The 23,345-nt window shown below is 42.8% G+C and carries 23 protein-coding genes; 10 read left to right on the forward strand and 13 right to left on the reverse strand.

Annotated features, from left to right (window positions below):
• Nucleotides 1-152 precede the first annotated feature (152 nt).
• Nucleotides 153-1,496: a sigma-54-dependent transcriptional regulator gene (locus ACXYMT_RS03700; RefSeq protein ID WP_459057741.1), complete on the forward strand. Its 1,344-nt coding sequence runs from the start codon at nucleotides 153-155 to the stop codon at nucleotides 1,494-1,496.
• Here ACXYMT_RS03700 and ACXYMT_RS03705 read toward each other — a convergent pair.
• Complete coding sequence (locus tag ACXYMT_RS03705; protein ID WP_459057742.1) at nucleotides 1,486-3,900, reverse strand: hybrid sensor histidine kinase/response regulator; 2,415 nt, start codon at nucleotides 3,898-3,900, stop codon at nucleotides 1,486-1,488. The two genes, ACXYMT_RS03700 and ACXYMT_RS03705, sit on opposite strands and share 11 nt — an antisense overlap.
• Nucleotides 3,901-4,198: 298 nt before the next feature.
• Here ACXYMT_RS03705 and ACXYMT_RS03710 point away from each other — a divergent pair, with 298 nt between their 5' ends.
• Nucleotides 4,199-6,556, forward strand: a complete 2,358-nt coding sequence (locus tag ACXYMT_RS03710) for a TonB-dependent receptor (protein WP_459057743.1) — start codon at nucleotides 4,199-4,201, stop codon at nucleotides 6,554-6,556.
• Between the two features lie 64 nt (nucleotides 6,557-6,620).
• On the opposite strand, the gene ACXYMT_RS03715 is transcribed toward ACXYMT_RS03710, so the two are convergent.
• Complete coding sequence (locus ACXYMT_RS03715; protein ID WP_459057744.1) at nucleotides 6,621-7,049, reverse strand: Rieske (2Fe-2S) protein; 429 nt, start codon at nucleotides 7,047-7,049, stop codon at nucleotides 6,621-6,623.
• Nucleotides 7,050-7,165: 116 nt separating this feature from the next.
• Here ACXYMT_RS03715 and greA point away from each other — a divergent pair, with 116 nt between their 5' ends.
• The 3 genes from greA to ACXYMT_RS03730 all read left to right on the forward strand — a co-directional run bounded on the left by greA (nucleotide 7,166) and on the right by ACXYMT_RS03730 (nucleotide 8,549).
• Entirely contained in the window at nucleotides 7,166-7,642 is a 477-nt protein-coding gene (gene greA / locus ACXYMT_RS03720; protein WP_459057745.1) for a transcription elongation factor GreA, read from the forward strand.
• A gap of 107 nt (nucleotides 7,643-7,749) precedes the next feature.
• On the forward strand, nucleotides 7,750-8,139 hold the full coding sequence (locus ACXYMT_RS03725; RefSeq protein WP_459057746.1) for an HIT family protein: 390 nt from the start codon (nucleotides 7,750-7,752) through the stop codon (nucleotides 8,137-8,139).
• Nucleotides 8,139-8,549 carry an acyl-CoA thioesterase gene (locus ACXYMT_RS03730; RefSeq protein ID WP_459057747.1) on the forward strand — a complete coding sequence of 137 codons (411 nt, stop codon included), beginning with the start codon at nucleotides 8,139-8,141 and terminating at the stop codon, nucleotides 8,547-8,549. The genes ACXYMT_RS03725 and ACXYMT_RS03730 overlap by 1 nt, the downstream gene beginning before the upstream one ends.
• Here the strand turns inward: ACXYMT_RS03730 and ACXYMT_RS03735 are convergent.
• Nucleotides 8,533-9,693 carry a sensor histidine kinase gene (locus ACXYMT_RS03735; RefSeq protein ID WP_459057748.1) on the reverse strand — a complete coding sequence of 387 codons (1,161 nt, stop codon included), beginning with the start codon at nucleotides 9,691-9,693 and terminating at the stop codon, nucleotides 8,533-8,535. The genes ACXYMT_RS03730 and ACXYMT_RS03735 overlap by 17 nt on opposite strands.
• Before the next feature lie 111 nt (nucleotides 9,694-9,804).
• Here ACXYMT_RS03735 and ACXYMT_RS03740 point away from each other — a divergent pair, with 111 nt between their 5' ends.
• The 3 genes from ACXYMT_RS03740 to aat all read left to right on the forward strand — a co-directional run bounded on the left by ACXYMT_RS03740 (nucleotide 9,805) and on the right by aat (nucleotide 11,782).
• Nucleotides 9,805-10,683 (forward strand): flavin reductase family protein, encoded by an 879-nt coding sequence (locus ACXYMT_RS03740; RefSeq protein WP_459057749.1) that lies wholly within the window; start codon nucleotides 9,805-9,807, stop codon nucleotides 10,681-10,683.
• Nucleotide 10,684: 1 nt separating this feature from the next.
• Entirely contained in the window at nucleotides 10,685-11,059 is a 375-nt protein-coding gene (locus ACXYMT_RS03745) for a DUF3127 domain-containing protein (RefSeq protein WP_459057750.1), read from the forward strand.
• A gap of 84 nt (nucleotides 11,060-11,143) precedes the next feature.
• Nucleotides 11,144-11,782, forward strand: coding sequence for a leucyl/phenylalanyl-tRNA--protein transferase (gene aat / locus ACXYMT_RS03750; RefSeq protein WP_459057751.1), 639 nt, complete (start codon nucleotides 11,144-11,146; stop codon nucleotides 11,780-11,782).
• Here the strand turns inward: aat and ACXYMT_RS03755 are convergent, their stop codons facing one another.
• The 7 genes from ACXYMT_RS03755 to ACXYMT_RS03785 form a co-directional block, all read right to left on the reverse strand.
• Nucleotides 11,783-12,463 (reverse strand): DUF2490 domain-containing protein, encoded by a 681-nt coding sequence (locus tag ACXYMT_RS03755; protein WP_459057752.1) that lies wholly within the window; start codon nucleotides 12,461-12,463, stop codon nucleotides 11,783-11,785.
• A gap of 2 nt (nucleotides 12,464-12,465) precedes the next feature.
• Entirely contained in the window at nucleotides 12,466-13,053 is a 588-nt protein-coding gene (locus ACXYMT_RS03760) for a DNA-3-methyladenine glycosylase I (RefSeq protein WP_459057753.1), read from the reverse strand.
• Nucleotides 13,053-13,778 carry an energy transducer TonB family protein gene (locus tag ACXYMT_RS03765; protein WP_459057754.1) on the reverse strand — a complete coding sequence of 242 codons (726 nt, stop codon included), beginning with the start codon at nucleotides 13,776-13,778 and terminating at the stop codon, nucleotides 13,053-13,055. The genes ACXYMT_RS03760 and ACXYMT_RS03765 overlap by 1 nt, the downstream gene beginning before the upstream one ends.
• A 3-nt stretch (nucleotides 13,779-13,781) precedes the next feature.
• On the reverse strand, nucleotides 13,782-14,486 hold the full coding sequence (truB, locus tag ACXYMT_RS03770; RefSeq protein WP_459057755.1) for a tRNA pseudouridine(55) synthase TruB: 705 nt from the start codon (nucleotides 14,484-14,486) through the stop codon (nucleotides 13,782-13,784).
• Between the two features lie 3 nt (nucleotides 14,487-14,489).
• Nucleotides 14,490-15,290, reverse strand: coding sequence for an undecaprenyl-diphosphate phosphatase (locus tag ACXYMT_RS03775; protein ID WP_459057756.1), 801 nt, complete (start codon nucleotides 15,288-15,290; stop codon nucleotides 14,490-14,492).
• A gap of 3 nt (nucleotides 15,291-15,293) precedes the next feature.
• Nucleotides 15,294-15,548: a DUF3098 domain-containing protein gene (locus ACXYMT_RS03780; protein ID WP_459057757.1), complete on the reverse strand. Its 255-nt coding sequence runs from the start codon at nucleotides 15,546-15,548 to the stop codon at nucleotides 15,294-15,296.
• Between the two features lie 244 nt (nucleotides 15,549-15,792).
• On the reverse strand, nucleotides 15,793-16,671 hold the full coding sequence (locus ACXYMT_RS03785) for a cell division protein FtsX (protein ID WP_459057758.1): 879 nt from the start codon (nucleotides 16,669-16,671) through the stop codon (nucleotides 15,793-15,795).
• Between the two features lie 151 nt (nucleotides 16,672-16,822).
• Between ACXYMT_RS03785 and leuS the strand changes: the two genes are divergently transcribed.
• Together leuS and ACXYMT_RS03795 are read left to right on the forward strand one after the other, a co-directional pair.
• Nucleotides 16,823-20,068 (forward strand): leucine--tRNA ligase, encoded by a 3,246-nt coding sequence (gene leuS, locus ACXYMT_RS03790; protein WP_459057759.1) that lies wholly within the window; start codon nucleotides 16,823-16,825, stop codon nucleotides 20,066-20,068.
• A gap of 115 nt (nucleotides 20,069-20,183) precedes the next feature.
• The gene (locus ACXYMT_RS03795) at nucleotides 20,184-20,876 is read left to right on the forward strand and encodes a zinc metallopeptidase (protein WP_459057760.1); all 693 of its coding nucleotides are present in this window, start codon (nucleotides 20,184-20,186) and stop codon (nucleotides 20,874-20,876) included.
• Between the two features lie 52 nt (nucleotides 20,877-20,928).
• On the opposite strand, the gene ACXYMT_RS03800 is transcribed toward ACXYMT_RS03795, so the two are convergent.
• The 3 genes from ACXYMT_RS03800 to ACXYMT_RS03810 all read right to left on the reverse strand — a co-directional run bounded on the left by ACXYMT_RS03800 (nucleotide 20,929) and on the right by ACXYMT_RS03810 (nucleotide 23,312).
• Entirely contained in the window at nucleotides 20,929-21,444 is a 516-nt protein-coding gene (locus ACXYMT_RS03800) for a ferritin (RefSeq protein WP_459057762.1), read from the reverse strand.
• An 87-nt stretch (nucleotides 21,445-21,531) separates the two neighbouring features.
• Nucleotides 21,532-21,843 (reverse strand): hypothetical protein, encoded by a 312-nt coding sequence (locus ACXYMT_RS03805; protein ID WP_459057764.1) that lies wholly within the window; start codon nucleotides 21,841-21,843, stop codon nucleotides 21,532-21,534.
• 95 nt (nucleotides 21,844-21,938) lie between these two features.
• On the reverse strand, nucleotides 21,939-23,312 hold the full coding sequence (locus ACXYMT_RS03810) for a saccharopine dehydrogenase family protein (protein WP_459057765.1): 1,374 nt from the start codon (nucleotides 23,310-23,312) through the stop codon (nucleotides 21,939-21,941).
• Nucleotides 23,313-23,345 lie beyond the last annotated feature (33 nt).

Raw genomic sequence — 23,345 nt, forward strand, 5'->3', positions numbered from 1 at the left:
GGAAGGCAATAGGGAGAATCTGAAGAAACGGAGTTTTTACCCTTAGGGGGAAAATTCAGAGAGGGAGCTATAAAAATAGCTCCCTTTTTTATGCTTATTTTTGGTTTTTAGGGGCTTAAAAACTCTAATTTTGTTAATATTCAAAAGTGCCCATGACCAAAATTCTTTTAGTTGAAGATGACGTAGCCTTTTGCACTATGCTCAAGACCTTCCTGGTAAAAAAGGAATGTGAGGTAGATGCTGTGTATACAGCTACCGAAGCTCTTAATCTTGTTGCGAAGAATAAATATGATGTTGTGATCTCAGACGTGCGTCTTCCCGATAAAGAAGGCCTGGAGATCCTGCAGGCGGTCAATCAAAAAGGTGAAAAAACCGGGGTGATCATGATGACCAGCTATGCCGAAATAAGCATGGCTGTAAATGCCATTAAAGAGGGGGCCCTCGATTATATAGCCAAACCATTTCATCCCGAGGTGATACTAAAGGCTATTAATGACGCTTTGGAGAACCCTGTGGAGCGAAGTGCTCCTTCGCCTAAGAAAAAAGAATCATCTCCTTCCAAAGACACGTACATTAAAGGGGGAAGTGAAGCTTCGTCAAAACTTAATAACTATATTGAACTTGTTGCTCCCACTAATATGTCTGTCCTGATCATGGGCGAAAGTGGTACAGGAAAAGAACAAATAGCAAAAAGCATTCATCAAAAAAGCAAACGCAGCGCAGCAGCATTTGTGGCTGTAGATTGCGGAGCAATCCCGCGGGAGCTGGCCTCCAGTGAATTCTTCGGGCATGTGAAAGGATCCTTTACGGGTGCCGTAAATAATAAAACCGGTCACTTTGAGGCTGCAAATGGAGGAACTCTCTTCCTGGATGAAATAGGGAATCTCAACTATGAACTACAGGTGCAATTGCTTCGCGCGTTACAGGAACGAAAGATCAAGCCTGTGGGCAGTAATGAGGAGATACGGGTGGATATAAGGGTAATCGCAGCTACAAACGAAGACCTTTTTGAAGCTGTCAAAAAAGGCGATTTTAGAGAAGATCTCTATCATAGGCTCAATGAATTTTCCATAAAAGTTCCTGCGCTAAAAGAGCGAAAGGAAGATTTAATGGTCTTTGCGAATTATTTCCTTGACAGCGCCAATGAAGAATTGGAAAAGGATATTTCAGGTTTTTCGGAAAAAACTGTTACAGCATTTAAAAATTACAATTGGCCGGGAAACCTCAGGGAACTTAAGAATGTGATAAAAAGAGCAGTTCTGTTGTCTGAAGGAGAATACATCTCGTCTTCCTGTTTGCCTTCCGAAGTACTTTTGGCAAAGGATAAACCTAAAGAGGAACAGGATTACAGCCTTTTTAAGAACCGCAATGAACAGGAAATGATCCTCGATGCCCTTGAAAAAACCCACGGAAACAAGAGTAAGGCAGCGAAACTTCTGTCTATAGATCGCAAGACGCTCTATAATAAGCTGAAGCAGTACGGGATCAATTTGTGATCTCTTCCCTAAGACTTTCCAGTAGTTCGTTCACATCTTTTACTAACACCGGGATATCGACAACCCGTCGTTCCTTACCTTCAGGATCTTCAAGAATAGCTAATTTCTCAATGAGATGGGGTACCTGCAGCTGCCTGAACATAGGAAGCATCTTATGAGCTACGGCAGAGACCTTCTTTTTTTGCCCTTTTTGAGAGGCTAGTTGCAGAGCCAGTAAATTAGACTGGGTACTTTCAATAAACGCAGTTAATATTGCATCCATGGCTTCGGGATCCTCTCCTGCAAAATTCCTGATTTCGGTAAGTGTATAATTCTTTTCCGAATCGGGGGAGACAGGGGCGGGGGTCGAATCTGTCTCCAGTTGCAGGTTTAACAGGTCGCCTATGATCTCCAGTAAATTTTGGGAGGAATAGGGTTTAAGAAGGCTGCCATTAAATCCTTTTTTAAGATAGTCTGCCGCACTTACTTTGGGCTGCCCCGATAATGCTATAACCGGAAGCTCCTTCATGGCTGGATCTTTCCTTATCTTCTTAAGCAACTCAAACCCATTCATTTTTGGCATTTGAATATCGGTAAGTACAAGGTCTGGCCGAGATGTCTGTATCTTTTTCAAAGCTTCTTTACCATTTTGTGCTGTGCGATATGACATGCCCGCATTTCGGATCAACTCTTTAAGTAGCCCCAGTTGTGCCGGCTCATCGTCAACTATGAGTACAGAAATTCTTTCAGGGTCCTTAACTACAGCGGTTTTGCTAATGCTTGGCTGCTCATTGGTAGCAGCGTACTCTACAGGGATCTCAATTAGAAAAGTGCTGCCTTTTCCCGCTTCACTTTCAAGACTAATTTTCCCTTCGAGAAGATCTGTGAGCTTTTTACTTATGGACAGGCCCAGGCCGGTTCCACCGTAGCGCTTTTCAATGCTGCTATCCTCCTGTGAAAATTCTTCAAAAACTTTCTCTTTTTGTTCTTTGGAAATACCAATCCCGGTATCTTTTACTTCAATACACAGTACGGGGTTGTTTCTTGCCTGTCGCAGCCATGCCTTGACTTCTACGCTTCCTTCAGGCGTAAATTTACAGGCATTATTTACGAGGTTGGTGAGGATCTGTTTGATCCTGAAGGGATCTGTGATCACAGGGCGGTCCAGTTCAGGAGCTATATTCACCCGTACCTCCACATCACGTGGCTTCTCGGGAGGAACTGCATTTTCTACTGTTTCTTCTATTAGGTTCTTTGGGTTGAAAGCCAATTCCTCTATAGACATCTTACCGGCCTCCAGCCTTGAGAGGTCCAGCAGGTCATTTACCAGGCGCAGGAGGTAATCTGATGATCTTTTGAGCTGCGTCAAATACCTGTTCTGGGATTTATTGAGAGGGCTTTTTTCCAGCAATCCTGTATAGCCTATCATGGTGTTGAGAGGTGAACGCAAATCATGGGTTACAGTATTCATAAATTGCTCCCGACTGGAAAGGAGGGATTCAGCATAAGTTTTCGCTGCTTCAAGTTCCTGCCTGTACTGCTGACTTCTTGAAACATCTTTAACTACTAAAAAAACAAATGTCAGGATCACAAGCAGACTCGCAATCCCGAGGAACATGATGATCTGCGAAGTTTCTTCCACGGTTTCCTGCCAGGCCTCGACCTGGTCCATTGATGCCATTCTTTCTTCGGTTTCCAGGGTTGTCAATAAGGTTCGCAGCCTGTTGTTCAGCTGAATTTCATTGGCCAATAGTTGATCTTCCTGCTCTTTTAATTCCTGCCGGTAGCGCCTTTCCTGTGTTTCTAACTGGCTTAAAACGGTTTTAACTGAGTTGACCAGGGAATCAATAGTTATTGCGGGAGGATTGGGGTTTTGCTCGTTGGCATACTCCAGTAGCTTTATGAGCAGTTGCCTTTGATGAGGTTGAAGATCTTTAAATCGCTGGTCGTAATTTCGGGTTTCAAAATTCTCATCTACCCGTTGTAATTCAGAAAGGACGCGGGAATAGTAGCTATCTGTTTCCCCACGTGCACGTAATAACAATAGTTCTTCCAGGTTTTGGCTTTTGCGGCTAAGGAGAGTGTTGATACTGTCAATTTCCTGGTCAAGGGAACTGTCGGTCCTATAGTTTTGAAGAGAAGCCAGGGTAAATTTAATGGAATCAATTTTCGCGTTGTAGGTTTCCAGCCCTTCGAGATTCCCGGTTTGGATGAGTTTACGGCTCAAACTTTCTGCCTCGTATAATTTTGCAGCTGCTTCGCTTACCAACAGGAGCTTTTGGTTACCTGTATAGCTTCTATTGGTCATGCTGGTATAGCTGGTGATTTGATTATAGATAAACCACACTGCCATGCCCATAAGGGCGGCGAGAATTATGTAACCGGCAAAGACCGTGAATGTTATGGAAGCCTTTTTCTTAGCCATATCGCATTTGAAGTTATAAAGTTAACGGCTTTCTCATCCAAACGGTGAAAAATTAGGTTAAATCAAAAAAAAGCAATTACCTTTGCGCCGTCTCAAAGGGGTGCTAAATCCTGTGAAAGCAGGAGGAAGCTGAGATCATACCCAAGGAACCTGGGCAGGTAATGCTGCCAAGGGATAAGTGCTCAAAGAAGCACTGCGCAAGTATAGCACTCCTGTTAACCATATTGTGGTTTTCAGGATTTTTTATTTTATAACAACAGGAATAATCGCCCCTTTTATTCGTAACCATCTATTACGAATGAAAAATTTCATTTTCTTATTTAGTTTTTTTCTTGCCGCCACAAGCGGATTTTCACAGGAATTTCAGGTGTCGGGTACAGTGACAAGAGGAGACGAGCCTATTGAGGGAGCCCTTGTTCAGGTTGAGGGGCTTTCCCGCTACACTCAAACTTCAGCAGAAGGAAGGTACTCCCTTAGCCTTGAAGCAGGGACTTATAATCTTATCTTCTCCTTTGGAAACAAAAAGCGCCTTCGCATTGATCTTTCAGAAGATATGGTACTCCATGTGGATATGGATGACGCCGAAGAAATCCTCGATGAGGTCTTCCTTTCTGCAGTAAGGGTTACTGCCAGCTCCCCTATTACCTACAGCAACTTATCTAACGAGGAGATAGAGGACCGTAATTTAGGTCAGGATATTCCAAGTCTTATGCAATACATGCCCAGTGTGGTGACCACCAGTGATGCCGGTGCAGGTATTGGCTATAGCAGCATTCGGGTAAGAGGTACAGAAGCCCGGGGTATCAATGTCACTATCAATGGAATTCCCTATAACGATTCCGAGAGCCAGGGCACATTTTGGGTGAACCTTGGTGACTTTGCTTCTTCTGTAGAAGATCTTCAGCTTCAAAGAGGGGTTGGTACTTCAACCAACGGAGCAGGTGCCTTTGGTGCAAGCTTGAATATACTTACAGACAGGTACAACTATGAACCTTCTGCCGAGATAGCGAATAGTTTTGGATCCTATAACACCCGAAAGCACACAGTTAAATTTAGCACTGGATTATTTGATGATCATTGGGAATTCAATGGAAGAGCTTCAGTTATAAAAAGTGACGGGTATATAGACCGTGCATCAACAGACCTGAAATCTTACTTTTTCCAGGGATCTTATGTAGGAGAAACTACACTGATCAAGGCGCTCACCTTTGGAGGTAGTGAAGTTACTTACCAGGCCTGGGATGGGATCGATGCAGCCCAGCTGGAGGAGGATCGCAGGTTTAATCCTGCGGGCGCTTATGAAGATGATGAAGGGAATCTTCAATTTTACGATAATCATGTAGATGACTATAAGCAGGATCATTTTCAATTATTATGGAATGAGCGTTACGGCAATGGCTGGTCCTCTAACATAGCTTTGCACTATACCTATGGAAGAGGTTTTTATGAATCCTACCGTGCAGGAGAAGACCTCTCAGAATATAACCTGCAGCCTTTTACTGCCAATGGGGAAGAGGTTACAAAAAGTGATCTAGTCACCCAAAAATGGCTGGTAAATGATTTTTATGGTACAACTTTTAACCTGGAATACCAGAATGAGAGGCTGGAGATCATAACGGGAGGTGCCTGGAATAACTACGAAGGGGATCATTTTGGAGAGGTAATTTTCACAAGATTTGCACCAAGTCTGCCCATGCACAGGTACTACGATAACCAGGCTACTAAAAGCGATTTTAGTGTGTTTGGGAAAGCCACTTATGCTGTGAGCAATGATCTTAGCCTGTATGGAGACCTTCAATTAAGGACAATTAATTATGAAGTCAACGGGTTTGAAGAAGAGAATGTTCCTTTTATTGTTGATGACACTCATACCTTCTTCAATCCTAAAGCAGGACTTACTTATTCATTTTCTGAAACCAGCCGTCTTTACTTTTCATTTGCCCGAGCTCACAGGGAGCCTAACCGTAGCGACTACGAAGCAGGGAATCCTGAACCTGAAGAATTGAATGACTTTGAATTAGGATGGAGATTGAGGTCAGGAATTCTTCAGCTCAACTCAAACCTCTACTACATGGACTACCACAATCAATTGGTGTTGACAGGAGAATTAAATGATGTTGGTGCGCCAATAAGACGGAATAGCGGAAACTCTTACCGCCTGGGGCTTGAGCTTGATGCTGTTGTAAGGTTCCATCAAAAGTTCAGCTGGAGACCTAATGTGGCTATAAGCCGTAACAAGAATGATGAATGGTTTGCTACCTGGGATGGGGAGCTGCGCAGCTTCGGAAAAACTGACATCTCCTATTCCCCCGGAATTATCGCGGGAAACATCTTTGAATATAGACCTGTAGACGGACTCGAGATAAAATTCCTCACCAAATATGTGGGAGAGCAATACATGAGCAACCTTGAAAATGAGGCTTCCTTACTGGAGAGCTACTTCGTAAATGACCTCAATGTCCAATACACCTGGAGGAAAGCTCCTCTATTTGAAGAGGTGGTGTTTACGGGATTGGTTAATAATATCTTCAGCGAAGAATACGTCTCCAATGGTTATTACTATACCTATGACTGGGATGGGGTGACCTATGATGGCGCCGGATACTATCCACAAGCTACCAGAAATTTCCTGGTAGGAATGACCCTAAGATTCTAATCAGGAATACTTTCCAAAAAAGGCATTTTTGAGACCTCTCAAAAATGCCTTTTTATTATTCACTTTAGTTCGAGATCTGCAATACGCTTCCTGTCCTTACCGCCCGGTAAGGTTTTAATGTATATTCACCGGTTCCGGCAATTTGTTCTCCGGTGATAATCGTATATTTATTTCCATCATCACAGCCACAGGTGGCTTCTGTGCCGTTTACAGTGAGAGCAGAACAAGCCTGGGGTACATGATTGGGATCTGTAAGCTCATAGGCAAGATATTGATCGTTGTTGAGGTTGTAGATCACTATACCGTTGATGCCATAATTACGGGTAACGAATTTATTCCCCGGAAAATTTAGCTGATTATACTCGGGAAGGTTAAGATCAAATTGAACAGAGAAATTGAGGTGAGGCAGGTAAGGGTTGCGGCGTATCTCATCATCAGATGAGCAACCTAAAAAAATGAAAAAGAAGGGTAAAAGCAGGGAAAATCTCTTCATAAAGGGTTTTTTTAAAGCCGCAGACTTATAATTGTGCTGGATATTTTAATTTAGTATATTTGTGTAAAATCCCGTCGGCGAATGGGATTTTTTCTATTTATATAAACGACGAAGTTATGAGTAAAGTATCATATTATACAGCAGATGGCCTTAAAAAATTAAGAGATGAACTCAATCAATTAAAGGATGTTGAGCGGCCAAGAGCTTCTCAGGCCATTGCCGAAGCACGTGACAAAGGTGATCTTAGTGAGAACGCCGAGTATGATGCAGCCAAGGAGGCCCAGGGCCTGCTTGAAATGAAAATTGCAAAGCTGGAAGAGATCTATGCCAATGCGAGATTAATTGACGAGTCTCAGCTGGACACTTCTAAAGCATTGGTGCATTCCACAGTTAAGATAAAGAATCTTACTAATGGTGCAGAAGTGAAATATAAACTCGTTGCACAAAGTGAGGCCGATCTCAAGTCCGGTAAGATCTCTGTAGATAGCCCAATCGGGAAAGGCTTACTTGGAAAGAAAGTAGGTGAGGTAGCCGAAGTACAGGTGCCATCGGGCATCATGAAATTTGAGATCCTGGAGATCACCCGGGATTAAGACCTTCTAAAAATGACATTTTAAGGATCCTTTCTTCGGAAAGGATTTTTTTATGCCTGTGTTTTGTGCTGAAAATATTAACTTGTTGTTCCAAAAAATTAAAAGCTATGCCAACTATTTTTACAAAGATCGTCAATGGGGAACTTCCCGCATACAAAGTCGCAGAAACCGATAAATTTTTAGCTTTTTTGGATATAAGACCAAATACGAAGGGGCACACGCTCTGTATTCCGAAGGAAGAGGTGAATAAATTATTTGACCTGGATGAGGAGACATATATGGAGCTCATGGCTTTTTCCCGAAAAGTGGCAAAAGGCCTGGAAAGAGCTATTTCCTGCAAAAGGGTTGGCATGGCTGTGGTAGGATTGGAAGTACCTCATGTGCATGTACACCTTATTCCGCTCAACAGCATGGGAGACATGAACTTTGCAAACAGTGTCTCTCTAACTGAAGATGAGTTCCGGCAAGTTGCAGATGAAATTAGAGCAAATATCTAGTGGATCTTTCAGAATATAAACTATCCCTGGAGCTTCGCATAGACTTCAGCGATCTCGACATGTACCGGCATGTGAATAATCTCACCTTCATCAGGTTTTTACAATCGGGGAGAGTAAATTTCTGGGAGGCGACAGGATTGGCCACTCTGTTTTCAGAATCCAATAAAGGAGCTATTCTTGTTTCCACGCATTGTGATTTTAAAAAATCGCTCTTTTATCCGGGAACAGCAACAGTGAAGACAAAACTGGCTTACATCAGGAACAGTAGTTTTGGTCTGGATCAATTGATTCTTAATGAAAAAGGAGAGGTGTGTGCCGAGGGACGGGATATTGCTGTGTTCTTCGACTTTAGTGAAGATAAGGCTTTACCCATTCCGCCAGATCTGAAGGAGGTTATGCAGCAGTTCTAGCTTTGTCGAGCAGGATCTCAATGGTAGTTCCTTTATTGATCTCGCTTCGCAATACTTTTATTCTTCCCCGGTGATATCTCTCAATGATCCTTTTGGAGAGTGACAGTCCCAGTCCCCAACCTCTTTGTTTTGTGGTGTATCCGGGTTCAAAGATCCTTTTGAATTTGCTTTTGGGAATGCCTTTTCCGGTATCGGTAACCAGGATATGGACTTTCCTGGAGTCCTGTTTTAGCCTTATTTCCAGATCTCCTTTGCCCTTCATGGCATCAATTGCATTTCGCACCAGGTTTTCAATGGTCCAGCTGTAGAGCTGGGCATTCATGTTCACCAGGATCTTTTCCCTGGGAAGCTCGAGGTGAAATTTGATGAGCTTTGAACTCCGCGCCTTCAGGTATTCAAAGGAATCGCGGGTTTTTTCAACTATGTCCTCCAGTTCTAGAGTTGGAGCAGATCCTATTTTTGAAAATCTTTCGGTAATTGTTTTCAGGCGGTCCACATCCTTCTCGATCTCGACTATATAGGTGGAATTCACCTTCTCTTCCTTCAGGATTTCGGTCCAGCCAATCAATGATGAAAGTGGGGTGCCAATTTGGTGTGCGGTCTCTTTTGCCATCCCGGCCCACAACTTGTTTTGTTCGCTGCTCTTGGTAGTCCTGTAGAAAAAATAGACCACCGCAATGAAAAGGATGATTATAAGAATGAGCGCCAGAGGATAATATTTCAGCTTGGTTAACATGGGAGAGTTTCCGTAGTAAACCTGATTGACCCTTCCTTCGCCGAGGTCCATTTGAATGGGATCGTTAGTACTTTTTAGAGACCTTAGGTACTCCTGTAGCTTTTCTTCGCTGGATATGATCTCGTCCCTGATATTCATGGCATCGACGATTTTTCCATTCTCATCAACGAGAATTGTGGGGATGCTGGAATTGCTGTTAATGATCTCCAGGTAAAGGTCCAGACCTGTGTCTGTATCCACCTGGTCGAGATATACCTGTGCCGATGTCCAGATATTCATTTTGATACGCTCTTCTTCCTTGATACGCTGAAAAAAAGCAACAGCATTCCAAACAATGAGGCTAACAATGATGAGGGAAGTAATTATGATGAACCAGCGGCGAAAGTTTCGTTTGTCTGAAAACCTCATGAAGGCAGGGCTTTAATTGCGATTAAATATAAGCGTTTTAAGCAAATTAATATTGTGCAGGTGGTTTTTCATCTCTTGGGCTGTTTCGTTACCTTTGCCAAAATCTTGAGCATGCTAAGCATAGATCCCAAAGAAATTCCTGTTCCAAAACTTCACCAGTACCTGCTAGGAGCTGTAGGTCCACGCCCAATTGCCTTTGCCAGCACTATAGATGAAGAGGGCAGACCCAATTTGTCGCCTTTCAGTTTTTTTAATGTTTTTGGGGCGAATCCGCCAATCCTTATTTTTTCTCCTGCGCGTCGGGGTAGGGACAACACGGTGAAGCATACCTACAACAACTCCAAAGCTACGGGAGAGGTGGTGATTAACGTGGTGAACTATGATCTTGTGCAGCAGGTTTCGCTTTCCAGTACAGAGTATGCTGAAGGTGTAAACGAATTTCTAAAGGCGGGGCTAACAATGATGGAATCTGAAATAGTTAAGCCATTCAGAGTTAAAGAATCCCCCGTACAATTCGAGTGCAGGATTAATGAAATTGTCGAAACCGGAAGTGAAGGCGGTGCCGGAAATCTTGTCATTTGTGAGGTGCTAAAAATGCATATTCGGGAAGATATTTTAGATGAAAAAGGTTATATTGACCAGCACAAAATCGACTTGGTAGCGAGGATGGGTGGCAACTGGTATACCCGCGCCACGCTTGGGATGTTTGAAGTTCCGAAGCCATTGCAGACCCTGGGAATTGGAGTTGATGAGATAGCTGAAGAGGTTCGCAACAGCAAGTACCTTTCCGGGAACGATCTTGGCAAACTTGGGAATGTAGAAAAACTGCCCGCAACTGAAGAAATAAAGGAGTTGTTGAATGGAAATTCCCGGCTTACGGCATTGATAAAGGAAGGAAGTGAGGAGCAGGTTCATTTAAAGGCAAAAGAATATTTAGAAAAAAACGATCCGGCGACGGCCTGGAAAATATTATTAGCAAAAAACGTGTGATATGGAAGTACAAGGAAAAATCAAAATGATTGGTGATACCCAAACCTTCGGGAGCAATGGGTTTAGAAAGAGAGAAGTAGTGGTAACAACAGAGGAACAATATCCACAACATATACTTGTTGAATTTGTGCAGGATAAATGTGATCTTTTGAATAACTATGCTGTAGGACAACCTGTAAAAATTGGCGTGAACCTGCGCGGACGCGAATGGGTGAATCCGCAGGGAGAGACCAAATACTTCAATTCCATCCAGGGATGGAGAATTGAAAATCTTGCAGCGCAAAGTCAGCAAGGCGGGGCTCCCGTGCCTCCGGCAGATCAATTTGAGCCTGCTAACAATCTCAACGATGAAGATTATGATGATTTGCCTTTTTAAGGAGATCATAAATTCTGACAAAAGCCCCGATTCTGGAGAATTGGGGCTTTTTATTTAATTTTTACCGCTTAAAATCAATATCTCGTGAAATATCTGGGACCACAAGATGAATTTCCACCAGTTGAAGAAGCCACAGAAGAAGGTTTGCTGGCTTTTGGAGGTGATCTTTCTCCTAAACGTCTCGTAGATGCCTATTCCCGTGGAATATTTCCCTGGTATGACAATGAACACCCCATTCTATGGTGGAGTCCTGATCCAAGAATGGTGTTATTTCCGGAAAACCTGAAGGTTTCAAAAAGCATGAAACAACTTCTAAAAAAGCAGGCTTTTGAGGTTAGTTTCAACAAAGCATTTTCGGAAGTAATGGAGAATTGTGCAAATATGGAAAGACCGGGACAGGAGGGAACCTGGATCACGGCTGAGATGAAGCAGGCTTATCTTTCCCTTCACGAACAACAAATTGCCACTTCTGTAGAGGCTTGGAAAGAAGGGGAGCTGGTTGGCGGACTTTATGGGATCTACCTCCGGGAGAAAAAGATCTTTTGCGGGGAGAGCATGTTTTCCAAAGCGAGCAATGCCTCCAAATATGCATTAATACATTTGGTGCAGGCACTGCAGAAGGAAGGGCTGGTACTGGTGGATTGCCAGATCTTTACTCCACACCTTGCCACGCTTGGTGCCGCAGAGATACCGCGTAGCACTTTCTTGGAATATCTTCAATAATTACAATTGGAGAACTGCTCCTGTTATCAGGAAAAACTCGGTACCGGGAAAGCCGGTAAGATCATCCCTTCGAAATTCTAAGCCCAGGCTTAATTCCAGGTTCCTCACCGAACTGTTTTCTAACTCCAGGCCGAATCGCTGCTCAATCTCGGGCCTGTAATTCTTAGCCATGCTGTACAGGAATTCGGTGGACAGGCCAAGTGAAAAATGAGAATTTAAGGGCTGTGAAATTTCAAATTGATACCTCAACCTAAAGATCGTTGCTTCCCGAAATCTTTGTTCAAAACGAATTCTGTGCTCAGGTGTCAAAAATGTGCTTTGGTGGGTATATTCAAATTGCTCTATGATCCTTATCTCATCCTGCAATGTCTCCTCAAAGACTTCCCTCAACCGGTAGCGCAACCCCAAGCTTATTGCCAGGTTTTCACTGTTGTTATAGGTGGTAAAGTGGTTTAGTTCAAGATGTTGTTGAATATTTTCTTTCACTGTTTCCCCTGCCACCTCTGCTGCAATAAGATAGCGGCTTCCGGCGCCAAAAGTAAATCCCCACTTGCCTTTGGATGGCAATTCCAAATCCAATTCTGTTTCCCAGAGATATGACTTCGGCGTTTGGGCATTGGCTGAAATACCTGTAAGAAATGCCAGCAAGAAGAGGGTCGAAAAATGCCATTTTTGGAACATATCTATTCCGCTTTGCTCATTTGTTCTACTTCCGAATGTCTAAAGCAGCTGGTGATGTGATCATTGACCATTCCAGTGGCTTGCATGTGTGCATAGATAACCGTGGAGCCTACAAATTTAAATCCCCGCTTCTTAAGATCTTTGCTCAAGGCGTCGCTTATGGAAGTAGTGGCAGGTACTTGTTTAAGATCCTTCCAGTTATTTTGAACCGGGCAGTTATTTACAAAACCCCAAATATATTTCGAAAAAGAGCCAAATTCTTCCTGCAGCTTCATGAAAGCCTGTGCATTGGAGACAGTCGCTTTGATCTTTAGGCGGTTTCTCACGATCCCGCTGTCCTGCATCAATGTTTCAATTTTGTTATCAGAATAATCTGCGATCTTCCTGTATTCGAAATTGTCAAAAGCCTTTCTAAAATTTTCCCTTTTCCGGAGTATAGTGATCCAGCTCAAGCCCGCCTGAAAAGTTTCCAGGATAAGGAATTCAAAGATGGCGTCATCATCTTTTAACGGCACGCCCCATTCCAGGTCGTGATAGGCCTCGTACAACGGATCACCGACGCACCAACCGCAACGGATCTTCTCTTCCATTAATTCTGAAAATTATATGTTATGGTTCCCGGTTGTGAATCCCGGCCTGTAAGTCGGGAGAATTTTGCCTCTTCAGCATATTCTAACGCCTGATCTATTAGACATTCATTGGAGGTTGTGGAAGCTGCTTTATTCACGGAGGTTCTCACCACATCCCCGTTAGCATTGACAGTGATATTCACAACTACTTTTCCCGAGGTGTCGCAGGTGTAGATGGGATTTGGAATGAAGACAGCCGTACGTCCTCTTAGGGAAAAAGAAATCGAACTGTTCCTAAGGCTGTCTTCTTCGACAGAGGTTTTCTCGCTGCTGTTATTTCCCTGCGACGCCTTCTTCTTTTCTTCTCGCCGGTTTGGATTTAGTGCAATGTCTCCACGTGAAGGCTGTGTAGCTTCTTCTTCGGCTGCTTCCTGTTGTGCGGCATTTTTTTGAAAGATCTCATCCAACCTGGATTCAAGATTTCTCTGACTTTCTTCCCTGTTTTGATTGAAGGCCTGATGGGTTTGTACAGTTGGACGGGGAGGTTGAGGTTCCTCTGGCTCCTGCTCTTCGGGTTCGGGTTGTTCTTCCGGAAGAGGTCTGGGCCTTATATCATTTAGCTCAATAAGCGTTTCTCTAATCTTTTTTGATTCATTTGAGATCGTGATATTGTACATAAGAAGGATCAATATCGAAAAGATAAGGGTGGTGATGATTAATGCCTTATGTCGATCAAAAAAATCCATTTGTTAAGTGTCTTCCTCAGGGGAAAGATACTCATTTACAAAAGAATCCACTGTTAAGGCATTTTCAACTTTGTAATTCCCAATTCGGGTGCGGCGCAGGGATGAGAGATAGGCTCCGCTTTTAAGTTCCTTGCCAAAGTCGTGCGCAAGGCTGCGAATATAGGTTCCTTTGCTGCACACTACTCTAAAATGAACTTCTGGAAGATCTATTTTAGTGATCTCAAATTCTGAAATATTTACCTTACGGGTGGGGATCTCTACTTCTTCTCCACTTCGGGCGTATTCGTACAGTCTTTTGCCGTCTTTCTTCAAGGCTGAAAAAACAGGTGGCTGCTGCTGAATATCTCCTAAAAAAGCTTTTGTGGCTTCTTCTATTTTTTCTGAAGTCAGGTGTTCCGTAGGAAAAGTTTCAACCACTTCAGTTTCCATGTCGTAAGAAGGAGTGGTTGCGCCAAGCGTGAAGCTGCCGGTATACTCTTTTTCCTGCCCCTGCAGCTCTTCAATATTTTTAGTGGCTTTCCCGGTACAAAGGATAAGTAAACCTGAAGCTAACGGATCTAAGGTTCCTGCATGGCCTACTTTAATTTTTTTAATCCTGAAGTTCCTTTTGATGAGCCATCTCACCTTATTCACCAACTGAAATGAAGTCCATTCCAGCGGTTTGTCGAATAACAGGATCTGGCCGGTTTTAAATTCTTCTTCAGTCATTATTTAGGCAGCAAAATAATATTCATAAATAATTGCTATAACTCCCACTACAAAGCAATAGATAGCGAAATAGGAAAGTTTGCTCTTTCGCACTAAAGATATCATCCAGGTGCAAGCCGCGAAACCTGCAATGAATGCAGCTATAAATCCGGCGAGAAGAGGCATGGGTTCAATAGTGGTGCTGGTAAGATCTCCACTTAAAAGGTCTTTAGCAATTTTACCAAGGATCAACGGAACTACCATTAAAAAAGAGAAGCGGGCAGCTCTTCCTTTATCATTCCCTAAAAGTACAGAGGTTGAAATGGTTGCTCCACTACGAGAAATTCCCGGCAGGATCGCAATGGCCTGTGCTATTCCAATGACTATACTGTCTTTATAACTTACAGGTTTTCCTGTATGTTTAGCTTTATCGGCCAGCCAAAGCAGCAGGGAAGTTATGATCAACATAAAACCTACAAAAGTGAGATTGCCACCAAAAAGGGCTTCCAGTTCTTCTTCGAACATAAGCCCTACAAATACTGCAGGGATCATGGAAAGTATGATCTTAAGTGAGAAGCGGGTTTCTTCATTCCATTGAAACGAAAATAAGCCGCGAAAAATTTCGGCTACATCTTTTCTAAAAACCACGATTGTACTCAATGCGGTGGCAAAATGAAGCACCACAGTCACCATTAAAGATTCTTCAGGAATACTTTGATCTCCCAACATGGCTTTACCAATTTCGAGGTGTCCACTGGAGGAAACAGGTAAGAACTCAGTAAGTCCCTGGATGATTCCAAGGAAAATAGCATCAATAACTTCCATTAATTATTTTCGGGGGTTAAGCAGGATAGCATATACTTCAATGGCAAAGCCCAGGAGCACCAGTGCAGGTGCAAGTCTAATTCTCCTGGGACTGTAGATCTCGGGATTAAATACATTAGGATCATCACTACCGCCACCGGCCATTAAAATGAACCCTAAAGCAATTACAGCAAGACCAATGCCCATCACCATGAAATTCTTCTTTTCAAAGACAAAGTTGAGATCTTGTTGGTGTAAAGGCTTTTTATTCTTGTTCATGTCTTTATGTTTTCTACCCATGTCTCGAAGTGTCTGCTTTTGGCCACGAATGCACAAATTATCTAAGGTGTCAAAAATAGCATTTTTAATGGTCTTTCTAATAAGACTGTTCCATCAAAATTAAGAGCCACGGATGCACCGATGTTTCTTTTTCTTCGGGGTAAATTAGTGACTATAAAGTGTAATATTTTGCTCAGACTTCTTCCTTTTAAAGGATTATCCTGTGCATCTGTGGCTAAAGAGCCTAGTAGTACAGCTCGTCAGTCTTCAGGTTTAGAAAACGCTGAGTTGCAAAAAAGGTGCTTAACCATGTAATAACTATGCCCATAAGGAAGACTCCAATGAAAAGTGCAGCCAATAGGGAGACATCATTCAGCAGTTCAAGTTCAGGGAAGCTCCTGTTCATGTAATAAAGCACAATACCCATTCCTATAAGTGCCAGTACAGCTCCAAACATTCCTAATTTAACGCTCTTCCAGATAAATGGTTTCCGGATAAACCTTTTTGTAGCCCCCACCATTTGCATGGTTTTGATAATAAATCTTTTGGAATAGACAGAAAGTCTTATTGAACTGTTGATAAGCAGAACAGCAATAAAGGTAAAGATGGCGCTTATGGCAAGGATCCAAAAACTGATCTTCGTGACATTCTCGTTGAGCAGGGATATAAGTGGCTTGTCATAGACCACTTCATCTACAAAACTTTTAGCCGTTAGCTCTTCGGCGATCTCATCAACCTCGCCCGAGCTTATATAATCGGCTTTAAAGTATACGTCAATTGAATTCTGTAGCGGGTTATAGCCTAAAAATTCCATAAAATCCTCCCCGATCTCTTTGCTGTGAGCCTCGGCAGCTTCCTCTTTCGTCACATAGGTGGTGGATTTGGTATATTCGGCTAGAGCAAGGGTTTTGTTCAGTTGTGTGATCTCTACCTCCTTGGCTGTATCCTTCAGGTAGATTGTGAGGGCGATCTGTTCTTTAAAGTGATCGGCTATCTTTTTGGTGTTGAGCACCAAAAGACCAAGAAGCCCCAGCAAGAACAAGACCAGAGCGATACTGATAACGACCGAAAAATAAGAGGAAATAAGACGTCTTTTTTGATACTTTTCAAAAGATGAGCTCATGGGCGGCTGCGTAAATTTGTGTAAAAATAAGAAAGTAAATCAATCCCTTTCTTTAAAACGACCAAACTTTTCACTTTCGTACATTAACCGTATTTTTGCCCTTCTCCGAAGGCTTCGGGGAGCTGTAATAACGTGACGCTGAATCATTAAAATGAGGTACAACTTCAATCAAATTGAAAAAAAGTGGCAGGAGTACTGGGCTAAAAACCAGACTTTCCAAGCTAAGAATAATTCCAATAAACCAAAATATTACGTGCTCGACATGTTCCCTTATCCATCGGGGGCAGGATTGCATGTAGGCCACCCCCTGGGCTACATCGCGAGTGATATATATGCCCGCTTTAAAAGGCATAAAGGCTTTAATGTACTGCATCCACAGGGGTACGATAGCTTTGGTCTTCCGGCAGAACAGTATGCAATTCAGACCGGTCAGCACCCTGCAATCACCACAGAAGCCAATATCAACCGGTACCGGGAGCAGCTGGACCAGATAGGTTTTTCTTTTGACTGGAGCAGGGAAGTTCGCACCAGTGACCCCGATTATTACAGGTGGACGCAGTGGATCTTCATTCAGCTGTACGATTCCTGGTATGATCATGATGCTGAAAAAGCAAGGCCTGTAAGCGAACTGGAGGAGATCTTTGCTGCGGAAGGAAATAGCAGCGTAAATGCTGCCTGTGATGACGATGTAGAGCCATTTACAGTTTCAGAATGGAACAGCTTTTCTTCGGAAGAAAAGCAAAAACAACTTCTGAAATACAGGTTAACTTATTTAGCTGAAACTGAAGTGAACTGGTGTCCACAACTGGGAACTGTTCTCGCAAATGACGAGATCGTCAATGGGGTTTCTGAACGGGGAGGATACCCGGTAATCCGGAAGAAAATGACCCAGTGGAGCATGCGTATTTCGGCTTATGCCGAGCGACTGCTTCAGGGATTAAATGATATTGACTGGACCGAAAGTTTAAAGGAGAGTCAGCGGAATTGGATAGGAAAGTCGGTGGGAGCACTTGTTGAGTTCAAGGTTTTGAAGTCATCCCATCCCCAACCCTTCCCAGAGGGAAGGGAGAAAGGCTACTTAACAGGAAATAGAGAAATTTCTGGAGAGCTGTTGAGGAGAGCAAAGGAAATGCGTTCAAATCCTACTCAAGCTGAGGCAGAGCTATGGAGCGCACTAAAAACAAAAAAGCTTGATTATAAATTTAGGCGACAGCATCCTATAGATAAATTTATAGTAGATTTCGTTTGCCTTACAAAAAAATTGATCGTTGAAGTTGATGGTAATATTCACGATTTTCAGAAGGAAAAGGACGAGGAAAGAGAATTGCTGTTAAGAGAAAAGCTCGGCTACAAAATTTTAAGATTTTCCAACAAGGAGGTTCTGAATGACTTAAAAGGAGTAATTAATAAAATTGCATCTACAATAGACTCCCTCTCCTCTGGAGAGGGCGGGGGAGAGGATGAGTATTACAAAATTCCGGTATTCACCACCAGACCTGACACGATCTACGGAGTTACTTTCATGACCCTGGCACCCGAGCATGAACTTGTTGAAAAGATCACGACTACGGAGCATAGAGAAGAGGTCGATGCGTATATAGAAGCTACCGCAAAAAGAAGTGAAAGGGATCGAATGGCCGATGTTAAAAGTATAAGCGGCGTCTTTACCGGAGCTTATGCAGAACATCCTTTTACAAAAGAACCGGTGCCGATTTGGATCGGGGATTATGTATTGGCAGGATATGGTACGGGAGCTGTGATGGCAGTACCTTGCGGAGATCAAAGGGATTATGACTTTGCTAAACATTTTGACCTGCCGATAAGGAACATCTTCAAAGATGTGGATATTTCTGAAGAAGCCTATTCCGGAAAGGAGGGAACGGTGATCGCAAATTCAGATTTCCTCGACGGACTCGAATATAAAGCAGCCCTTCAAAAAGCCATTTTAGAACTGGAAAAAATCAGACAGGGCAAGGGAAAAACAAATTACAGACTTAGAGACGCCGTCTTTAGCCGCCAAAGATATTGGGGAGAACCTTTCCCGGTTTATTATGTGGAGGGTCTTCCGCAGATGATCGAAGAGAGACATTTGCCGCTGCGGCTTCCGGAAGTAGAGAAATATTTGCCAACAGAAACCGGCGAACCGCCATTAGGAAATGCAACCACCTGGGCTTGGGATACAGAAAATAATGAGGTGGTAGAAAATTCAAAGATCGATCACAAGACGGTTTTCCCACTGGAGCTTAATACTATGCCGGGCTGGGCGGGAAGTTCCTGGTATTTGTTCAGGTATATGGATCCCCACAACGAGGAGCGCTTTGTATCTAAAGAAGCACAACAATACTGGGATAATGTGGACCTATATATTGGAGGAAGCGAACATGCCACAGGGCACCTGCTTTACTCCAGGTTCTGGACCAAGTTTTTAAAGGACAGAGGCTTTTTAACTGTAGAAGAACCTTTCAAGAAGTTGATCAACCAGGGAATGATCCTGGGAACGAGTGCTTTTGTTTACAGGTTGGAAGGAGAGAATAAATTTGTTTCTAAAAATTTATCTGAAGCTCATAATGTGCAGCCAATACATGCAGATGTCTCACTTGTAAATGCATCAGATGAACTGGATATTGAAGGTTTTAAAAAGTGGCGACCGGAATTTGCAGATGCCGAATTCATTACCGAAGATGGTAAGTACATTGTTGGCCGCGAAGTCGAGAAAATGTCAAAATCCAAATATAATGTGGTAAATCCCGATGATATTTGTGAGGATTATGGGTCCGACACTTTGAGGATGTATGAAATGTTTCTCGGTCCGCTGGAACAGGCTAAACCATGGAATACAGCAGGGATCACAGGAGTACACAACTTCCTGAAAAAACTCTGGAACCTTTACCACGACCAGGAGAACAATTTTGCCGTTAGTGACGAAAAAGCTTCAGCAGATTCTTTAAAGACACTTCATAAGACCATCAAGAAAGTGACAGAGGATATTGAGAGTTTCAGCTTTAATACTTCGGTGAGTACTTTCATGATATGTGTCAATGAACTATCCTCTCAAAAATGCCATTTTAGAGAGGTCCTGGAACCACTTGCTGTACTAATTGCGCCTTATGCACCGCATATAGCCGAAGAGCTTTGGCAGAAACTGGGTCATGACACCTCTGTTACAACTGCAACATATCCTGTCTATGAAGAAAAGTACCTCGTAGAAAGCACAAAACAGTACCCCATATCGTTTAATGGAAAGATGCGTTTTACTCTGGAACTGCCTCTGGATATGAGCAAAGAAGAAATTGAGAAGACGGTATTGGATCATGAGAGGACTCAGCAGCAACTGGAAGGGCGACAGCCTAAAAAAGTAATTGTGGTGCCGGGAAAAATTGTAAATATTGTAGGCTAGGCCCCTTTGTAAGCCGGCAGCAGCAGCGGAATACGACAAAAGTTCAGGTTCTTCAGAAGAATTTAAATTGGCCGAATTTTTGTTAGTGAAGTTTCAACAAAACAACTTTAAAACTATGATAGGATATTATATCATCGCCGGGCTCATTTTTGTAGTGAGTCTTTACGTTAGTAATAAATTGAAGAGCAAATTCAAGCATTACTCAAAGGTGCATCTCCAAAACGGCATGAGTGGCCGGGAGATCGCGGAAAAGATGCTTAGAGATAACGGGATCACAGATGTAAAAGTAATCTCCACCCCGGGACAATTGACAGATCACTATAATCCCGCAAAAAAGACTGTTAACCTTAGTGAAGCCGTTTATACGCAACGAAATGCGGCTGCGGCTGCTGTTGCGGCCCATGAATGTGGACACGCTATTCAACACGCGAGCGCATATAGCTGGTTACAAATGAGAAGTAAACTGGTGCCGGTTGTACAGGTGGCCTCGCAATTTTCACAGTGGGCGATATTTGGTGGATTGATCTTAATGACTATGGTATCTGTAGGAGTGGGTCAAACAGTATTGTTGGGCGGTATTATTCTTTACGCTATGGGTACGCTTTTTAGCTTTATAACCTTACCAGTAGAATATGACGCAAGTAAAAGAGCTTTGGTTTGGCTGGAGACCGGAAATATGCTGAATGCACAGGAGCACAAGGCTGCCGAGGATTCCCTTAAGTGGGCTGCACGTACCTACGTGGTAGCTGCCATTGGTTCGCTTGCCACCTTACTTTACTTCCTCAGTATTTATCTTGGAAGAGATTAATATAGCAGTTACAGATAATAAAAAAGGACGCCGGCGGCGTCCTTTTTTAGTTTTAATCTCCGTGTTTTATGCGTTCGTCAATGAGCTTCAGGGCTATTCCGTCTGTGCCCATAAGGTCGAACATTTCAAGTATTCTTCGGAACTGGTTTTCCTCCTCCATTTGCTCCTGAACAAACCATTGCAAAAAGTTTTCTGAACCGAAATCCTGCACCTTTCGGCATTTGGCTACAATATTATTTATGGATTTTGAAATCTGGATCTCCTGATCGAGTGCAGTTTCAAAGATCTCCTGTAGGGAATTATATTCGTGGTTGACATTGCTTACTTCCGGAGAATAAGCAGTACCCCCGTTCTCGTTAATAAATTTAAAGATCTTGAGCATGTGCTCTCTTTCTTCAGTAGATTGCTTATACAGGAACTCGGCGCTGTACACGAGGCCGTTATGATCACACCAGGAAGCCATGGCAAGATATACTGCAGAGGAATGTGCTTCCTTTGCTATCTGCTCGTTAAGCATATCCATAACATCTACATTAATTCCTATCTTCTGTCTAACTATATCTTTCATAATTTTAATCTTTTTCTAAAATTACGTAAAAGAATGTAGTCTTCTTGGAGAGAAGATGAATTTATACTTAATCTAAATTCAGTAGGTTTAGTGAGCCACCAGGGAATTGAGTTCTAAAACTCCAAAAGTGGCCTTAATGAGCTGCTTAAGATCAATGACCTGTAAGGTGTCAAATACAAAAAGATGTTCCCTGTTGCAGAGCGTAAGAATCTCGATCCCGCTATAGTTGAGATCCTTGTCAAAATGAGAGGAAATATCTATTGCCTGTACCTTTTGCCTGATAGAAAGCAATTGACAAAAGCTCAATTTCACCTGTTTATGACCAAAGTCGATATAAAAGCTGCGGCTTTGATCACACTGGTATGAAGCGAAATAATATGACTTGTAAAGTAGGTTCATTGTGGGCACAAATCTACGTCTTATTGAGAATTGTTCCAAATAAAAATAACCTATTTGAGCGGAAGCCAATTAGGATCATCTCACAAGCTTAAATCCTAACTTCCTACTTCTCCAAAAGGATTGTAACCCATATAATCTTTTTCTTCTTCGGTAAAGACAATACCGTTTTCTGCCAATTCCTCTAAGATAGGAGCGTAAACTTCCTTAGTAATGGGGAGTTGAACTCCCGGGGTGGATATTGTCCCGTTTAGGATCTTTAGTGCTGCAATGGCTACGGGAAGCCCCACGGTGCGTGCCATGGCCGTCTTGCTCTGGTCCTGTCCAATATTGACCATAGTCGCATCTATTTGTTTCTTTTCCCCATTGAGCTCATAACCAAACTTATGATACATGACGATCATGTCCTTGTCCTCTTGAGAAAGGGTCCATTTATCCATCAGGATCTTTTGGAGGATCTGTGCCGGGGTAGCATTTTTTAATCCTACCTTCTTTTCTGGATTAAATAGATCCAATTCCAGTAGCTTGTCCCACATAATATCATCCTGATCTATCTTTAGATTATGACGGAATTTAAGTTCCACAGAATCTGTGGGGGAGTAGGGTAAGAAGGAATTAACAAAGTCGCGGTATGTCATTGCTTCGGAATTTTCCATGACATAACTGTCATCGGTCATTCCTAGCTGTACAAACATGTTCCAGGCACGGCTGAAACCTACCCTTCGAATCGTTCCCCTATATAGGGTGAGGGCATTATCAAGGCCATATATGCTCTGATACTTCAGGGAATTGCGGTTAGCATAGACCTCGAATTTGCCATATCCTTTGACTTCAATGAATTCGGTCCTTCTAAATAGCCTGTTATAGGGAATGTACTTGAATTTTCCTTCCTGTATGAACTTAGCAACCCCACCCTGCCCCGCGACCACGACATTTCTGGGATTCCAGGTAAATTTATAGTTCCATAAATTTGTATCACTTTCGGGTGCGACGAGTCCGCCGGTAAAGGATTCAAAAAGTATCATTTTTCCACCTTCTTCCCTAATACGATCTATGACCTGCATGGCGCTCATATGGTCAATACCGGGATCGACACCAATTTCATTCATGAAGACCAGCCCTTTTTCCTTTACAGCTTCATCCAGCTCCTGCATTTCTTCACTTATATAGGAGGCAGTGACCATATTCTTCCCGAACTTCACGCAATCTTTAGCTACTTCTATGTGAAAACGCGCTGGTAACATGGAAATGACAATGTCTGCTTCTTCAACGGCCTTTTCTCTCTCGTTTTTTTTGAAGATGTCCAGCGAAACAGCCTTTGCTCTGGGATGGCCGCCGGTCATTTTTTCGGCATTTATGATATCGAGATCACCAACCGTGATTTCCAGGTTTTCAGCTTGTGATTTGTTGAGGAGGTATTCAATGAGAACAGAGGTAGATTTACCCGCACCAATTATGAGAATTTTGCGCATATGGCTTAACTTTGGCTTTGATTGTTGTTTGTT

The sequence above is a fragment of the Salinimicrobium sp. CAU 1759 genome (genome assembly GCF_054482715.1).

What these genes read in the sequence shown, in the direction of transcription:
- ACXYMT_RS03710 (WP_459057743.1), top strand. Translation starts at nt 4,199, where the DNA reads ATGAAAAATTTCATTTTCTTATTTAGTTTTTTTCTTGCCGCCACAAGC.
- ACXYMT_RS03785 (WP_459057758.1), bottom strand. Translation starts at nt 16,671, where the DNA reads ATGAGCTCATCTTTTGAAAAGTATCAAAAAAGACGTCTTATTTCCTCT.
- ACXYMT_RS03745 (WP_459057750.1), top strand. Translation starts at nt 10,685, where the DNA reads ATGGAAGTACAAGGAAAAATCAAAATGATTGGTGATACCCAAACCTTC.
- ACXYMT_RS03740 (WP_459057749.1), top strand. Translation starts at nt 9,805, where the DNA reads ATGCTAAGCATAGATCCCAAAGAAATTCCTGTTCCAAAACTTCACCAG.
- ACXYMT_RS03780 (WP_459057757.1), bottom strand. Translation starts at nt 15,548, where the DNA reads ATGAACAAGAATAAAAAGCCTTTACACCAACAAGATCTCAACTTTGTC.
- ACXYMT_RS03775 (WP_459057756.1), bottom strand. Translation starts at nt 15,290, where the DNA reads ATGGAAGTTATTGATGCTATTTTCCTTGGAATCATCCAGGGACTTACT.
- ACXYMT_RS03760 (WP_459057753.1), bottom strand. Translation starts at nt 13,053, where the DNA reads ATGGAAGAGAAGATCCGTTGCGGTTGGTGCGTCGGTGATCCGTTGTAC.
- ACXYMT_RS03700 (WP_459057741.1), top strand. Translation starts at nt 153, where the DNA reads ATGACCAAAATTCTTTTAGTTGAAGATGACGTAGCCTTTTGCACTATG.
- ACXYMT_RS03765 (WP_459057754.1), bottom strand. Translation starts at nt 13,778, where the DNA reads ATGGATTTTTTTGATCGACATAAGGCATTAATCATCACCACCCTTATC.
- leuS (WP_459057759.1), top strand. Translation starts at nt 16,823, where the DNA reads ATGAGGTACAACTTCAATCAAATTGAAAAAAAGTGGCAGGAGTACTGG.
- ACXYMT_RS03805 (WP_459057764.1), bottom strand. Translation starts at nt 21,843, where the DNA reads ATGAACCTACTTTACAAGTCATATTATTTCGCTTCATACCAGTGTGAT.
- ACXYMT_RS03795 (WP_459057760.1), top strand. Translation starts at nt 20,184, where the DNA reads ATGATAGGATATTATATCATCGCCGGGCTCATTTTTGTAGTGAGTCTT.
- ACXYMT_RS03800 (WP_459057762.1), bottom strand. Translation starts at nt 21,444, where the DNA reads ATGAAAGATATAGTTAGACAGAAGATAGGAATTAATGTAGATGTTATG.
- ACXYMT_RS03725 (WP_459057746.1), top strand. Translation starts at nt 7,750, where the DNA reads ATGCCAACTATTTTTACAAAGATCGTCAATGGGGAACTTCCCGCATAC.
- ACXYMT_RS03705 (WP_459057742.1), bottom strand. Translation starts at nt 3,900, where the DNA reads ATGGCTAAGAAAAAGGCTTCCATAACATTCACGGTCTTTGCCGGTTAC.
- ACXYMT_RS03810 (WP_459057765.1), bottom strand. Translation starts at nt 23,312, where the DNA reads ATGCGCAAAATTCTCATAATTGGTGCGGGTAAATCTACCTCTGTTCTC.
- greA (WP_459057745.1), top strand. Translation starts at nt 7,166, where the DNA reads ATGAGTAAAGTATCATATTATACAGCAGATGGCCTTAAAAAATTAAGA.
- ACXYMT_RS03755 (WP_459057752.1), bottom strand. Translation starts at nt 12,463, where the DNA reads ATGTTCCAAAAATGGCATTTTTCGACCCTCTTCTTGCTGGCATTTCTT.
- ACXYMT_RS03735 (WP_459057748.1), bottom strand. Translation starts at nt 9,693, where the DNA reads ATGAGGTTTTCAGACAAACGAAACTTTCGCCGCTGGTTCATCATAATT.
- truB (WP_459057755.1), bottom strand. Translation starts at nt 14,486, where the DNA reads ATGACTGAAGAAGAATTTAAAACCGGCCAGATCCTGTTATTCGACAAA.
- ACXYMT_RS03715 (WP_459057744.1), bottom strand. Translation starts at nt 7,049, where the DNA reads ATGAAGAGATTTTCCCTGCTTTTACCCTTCTTTTTCATTTTTTTAGGT.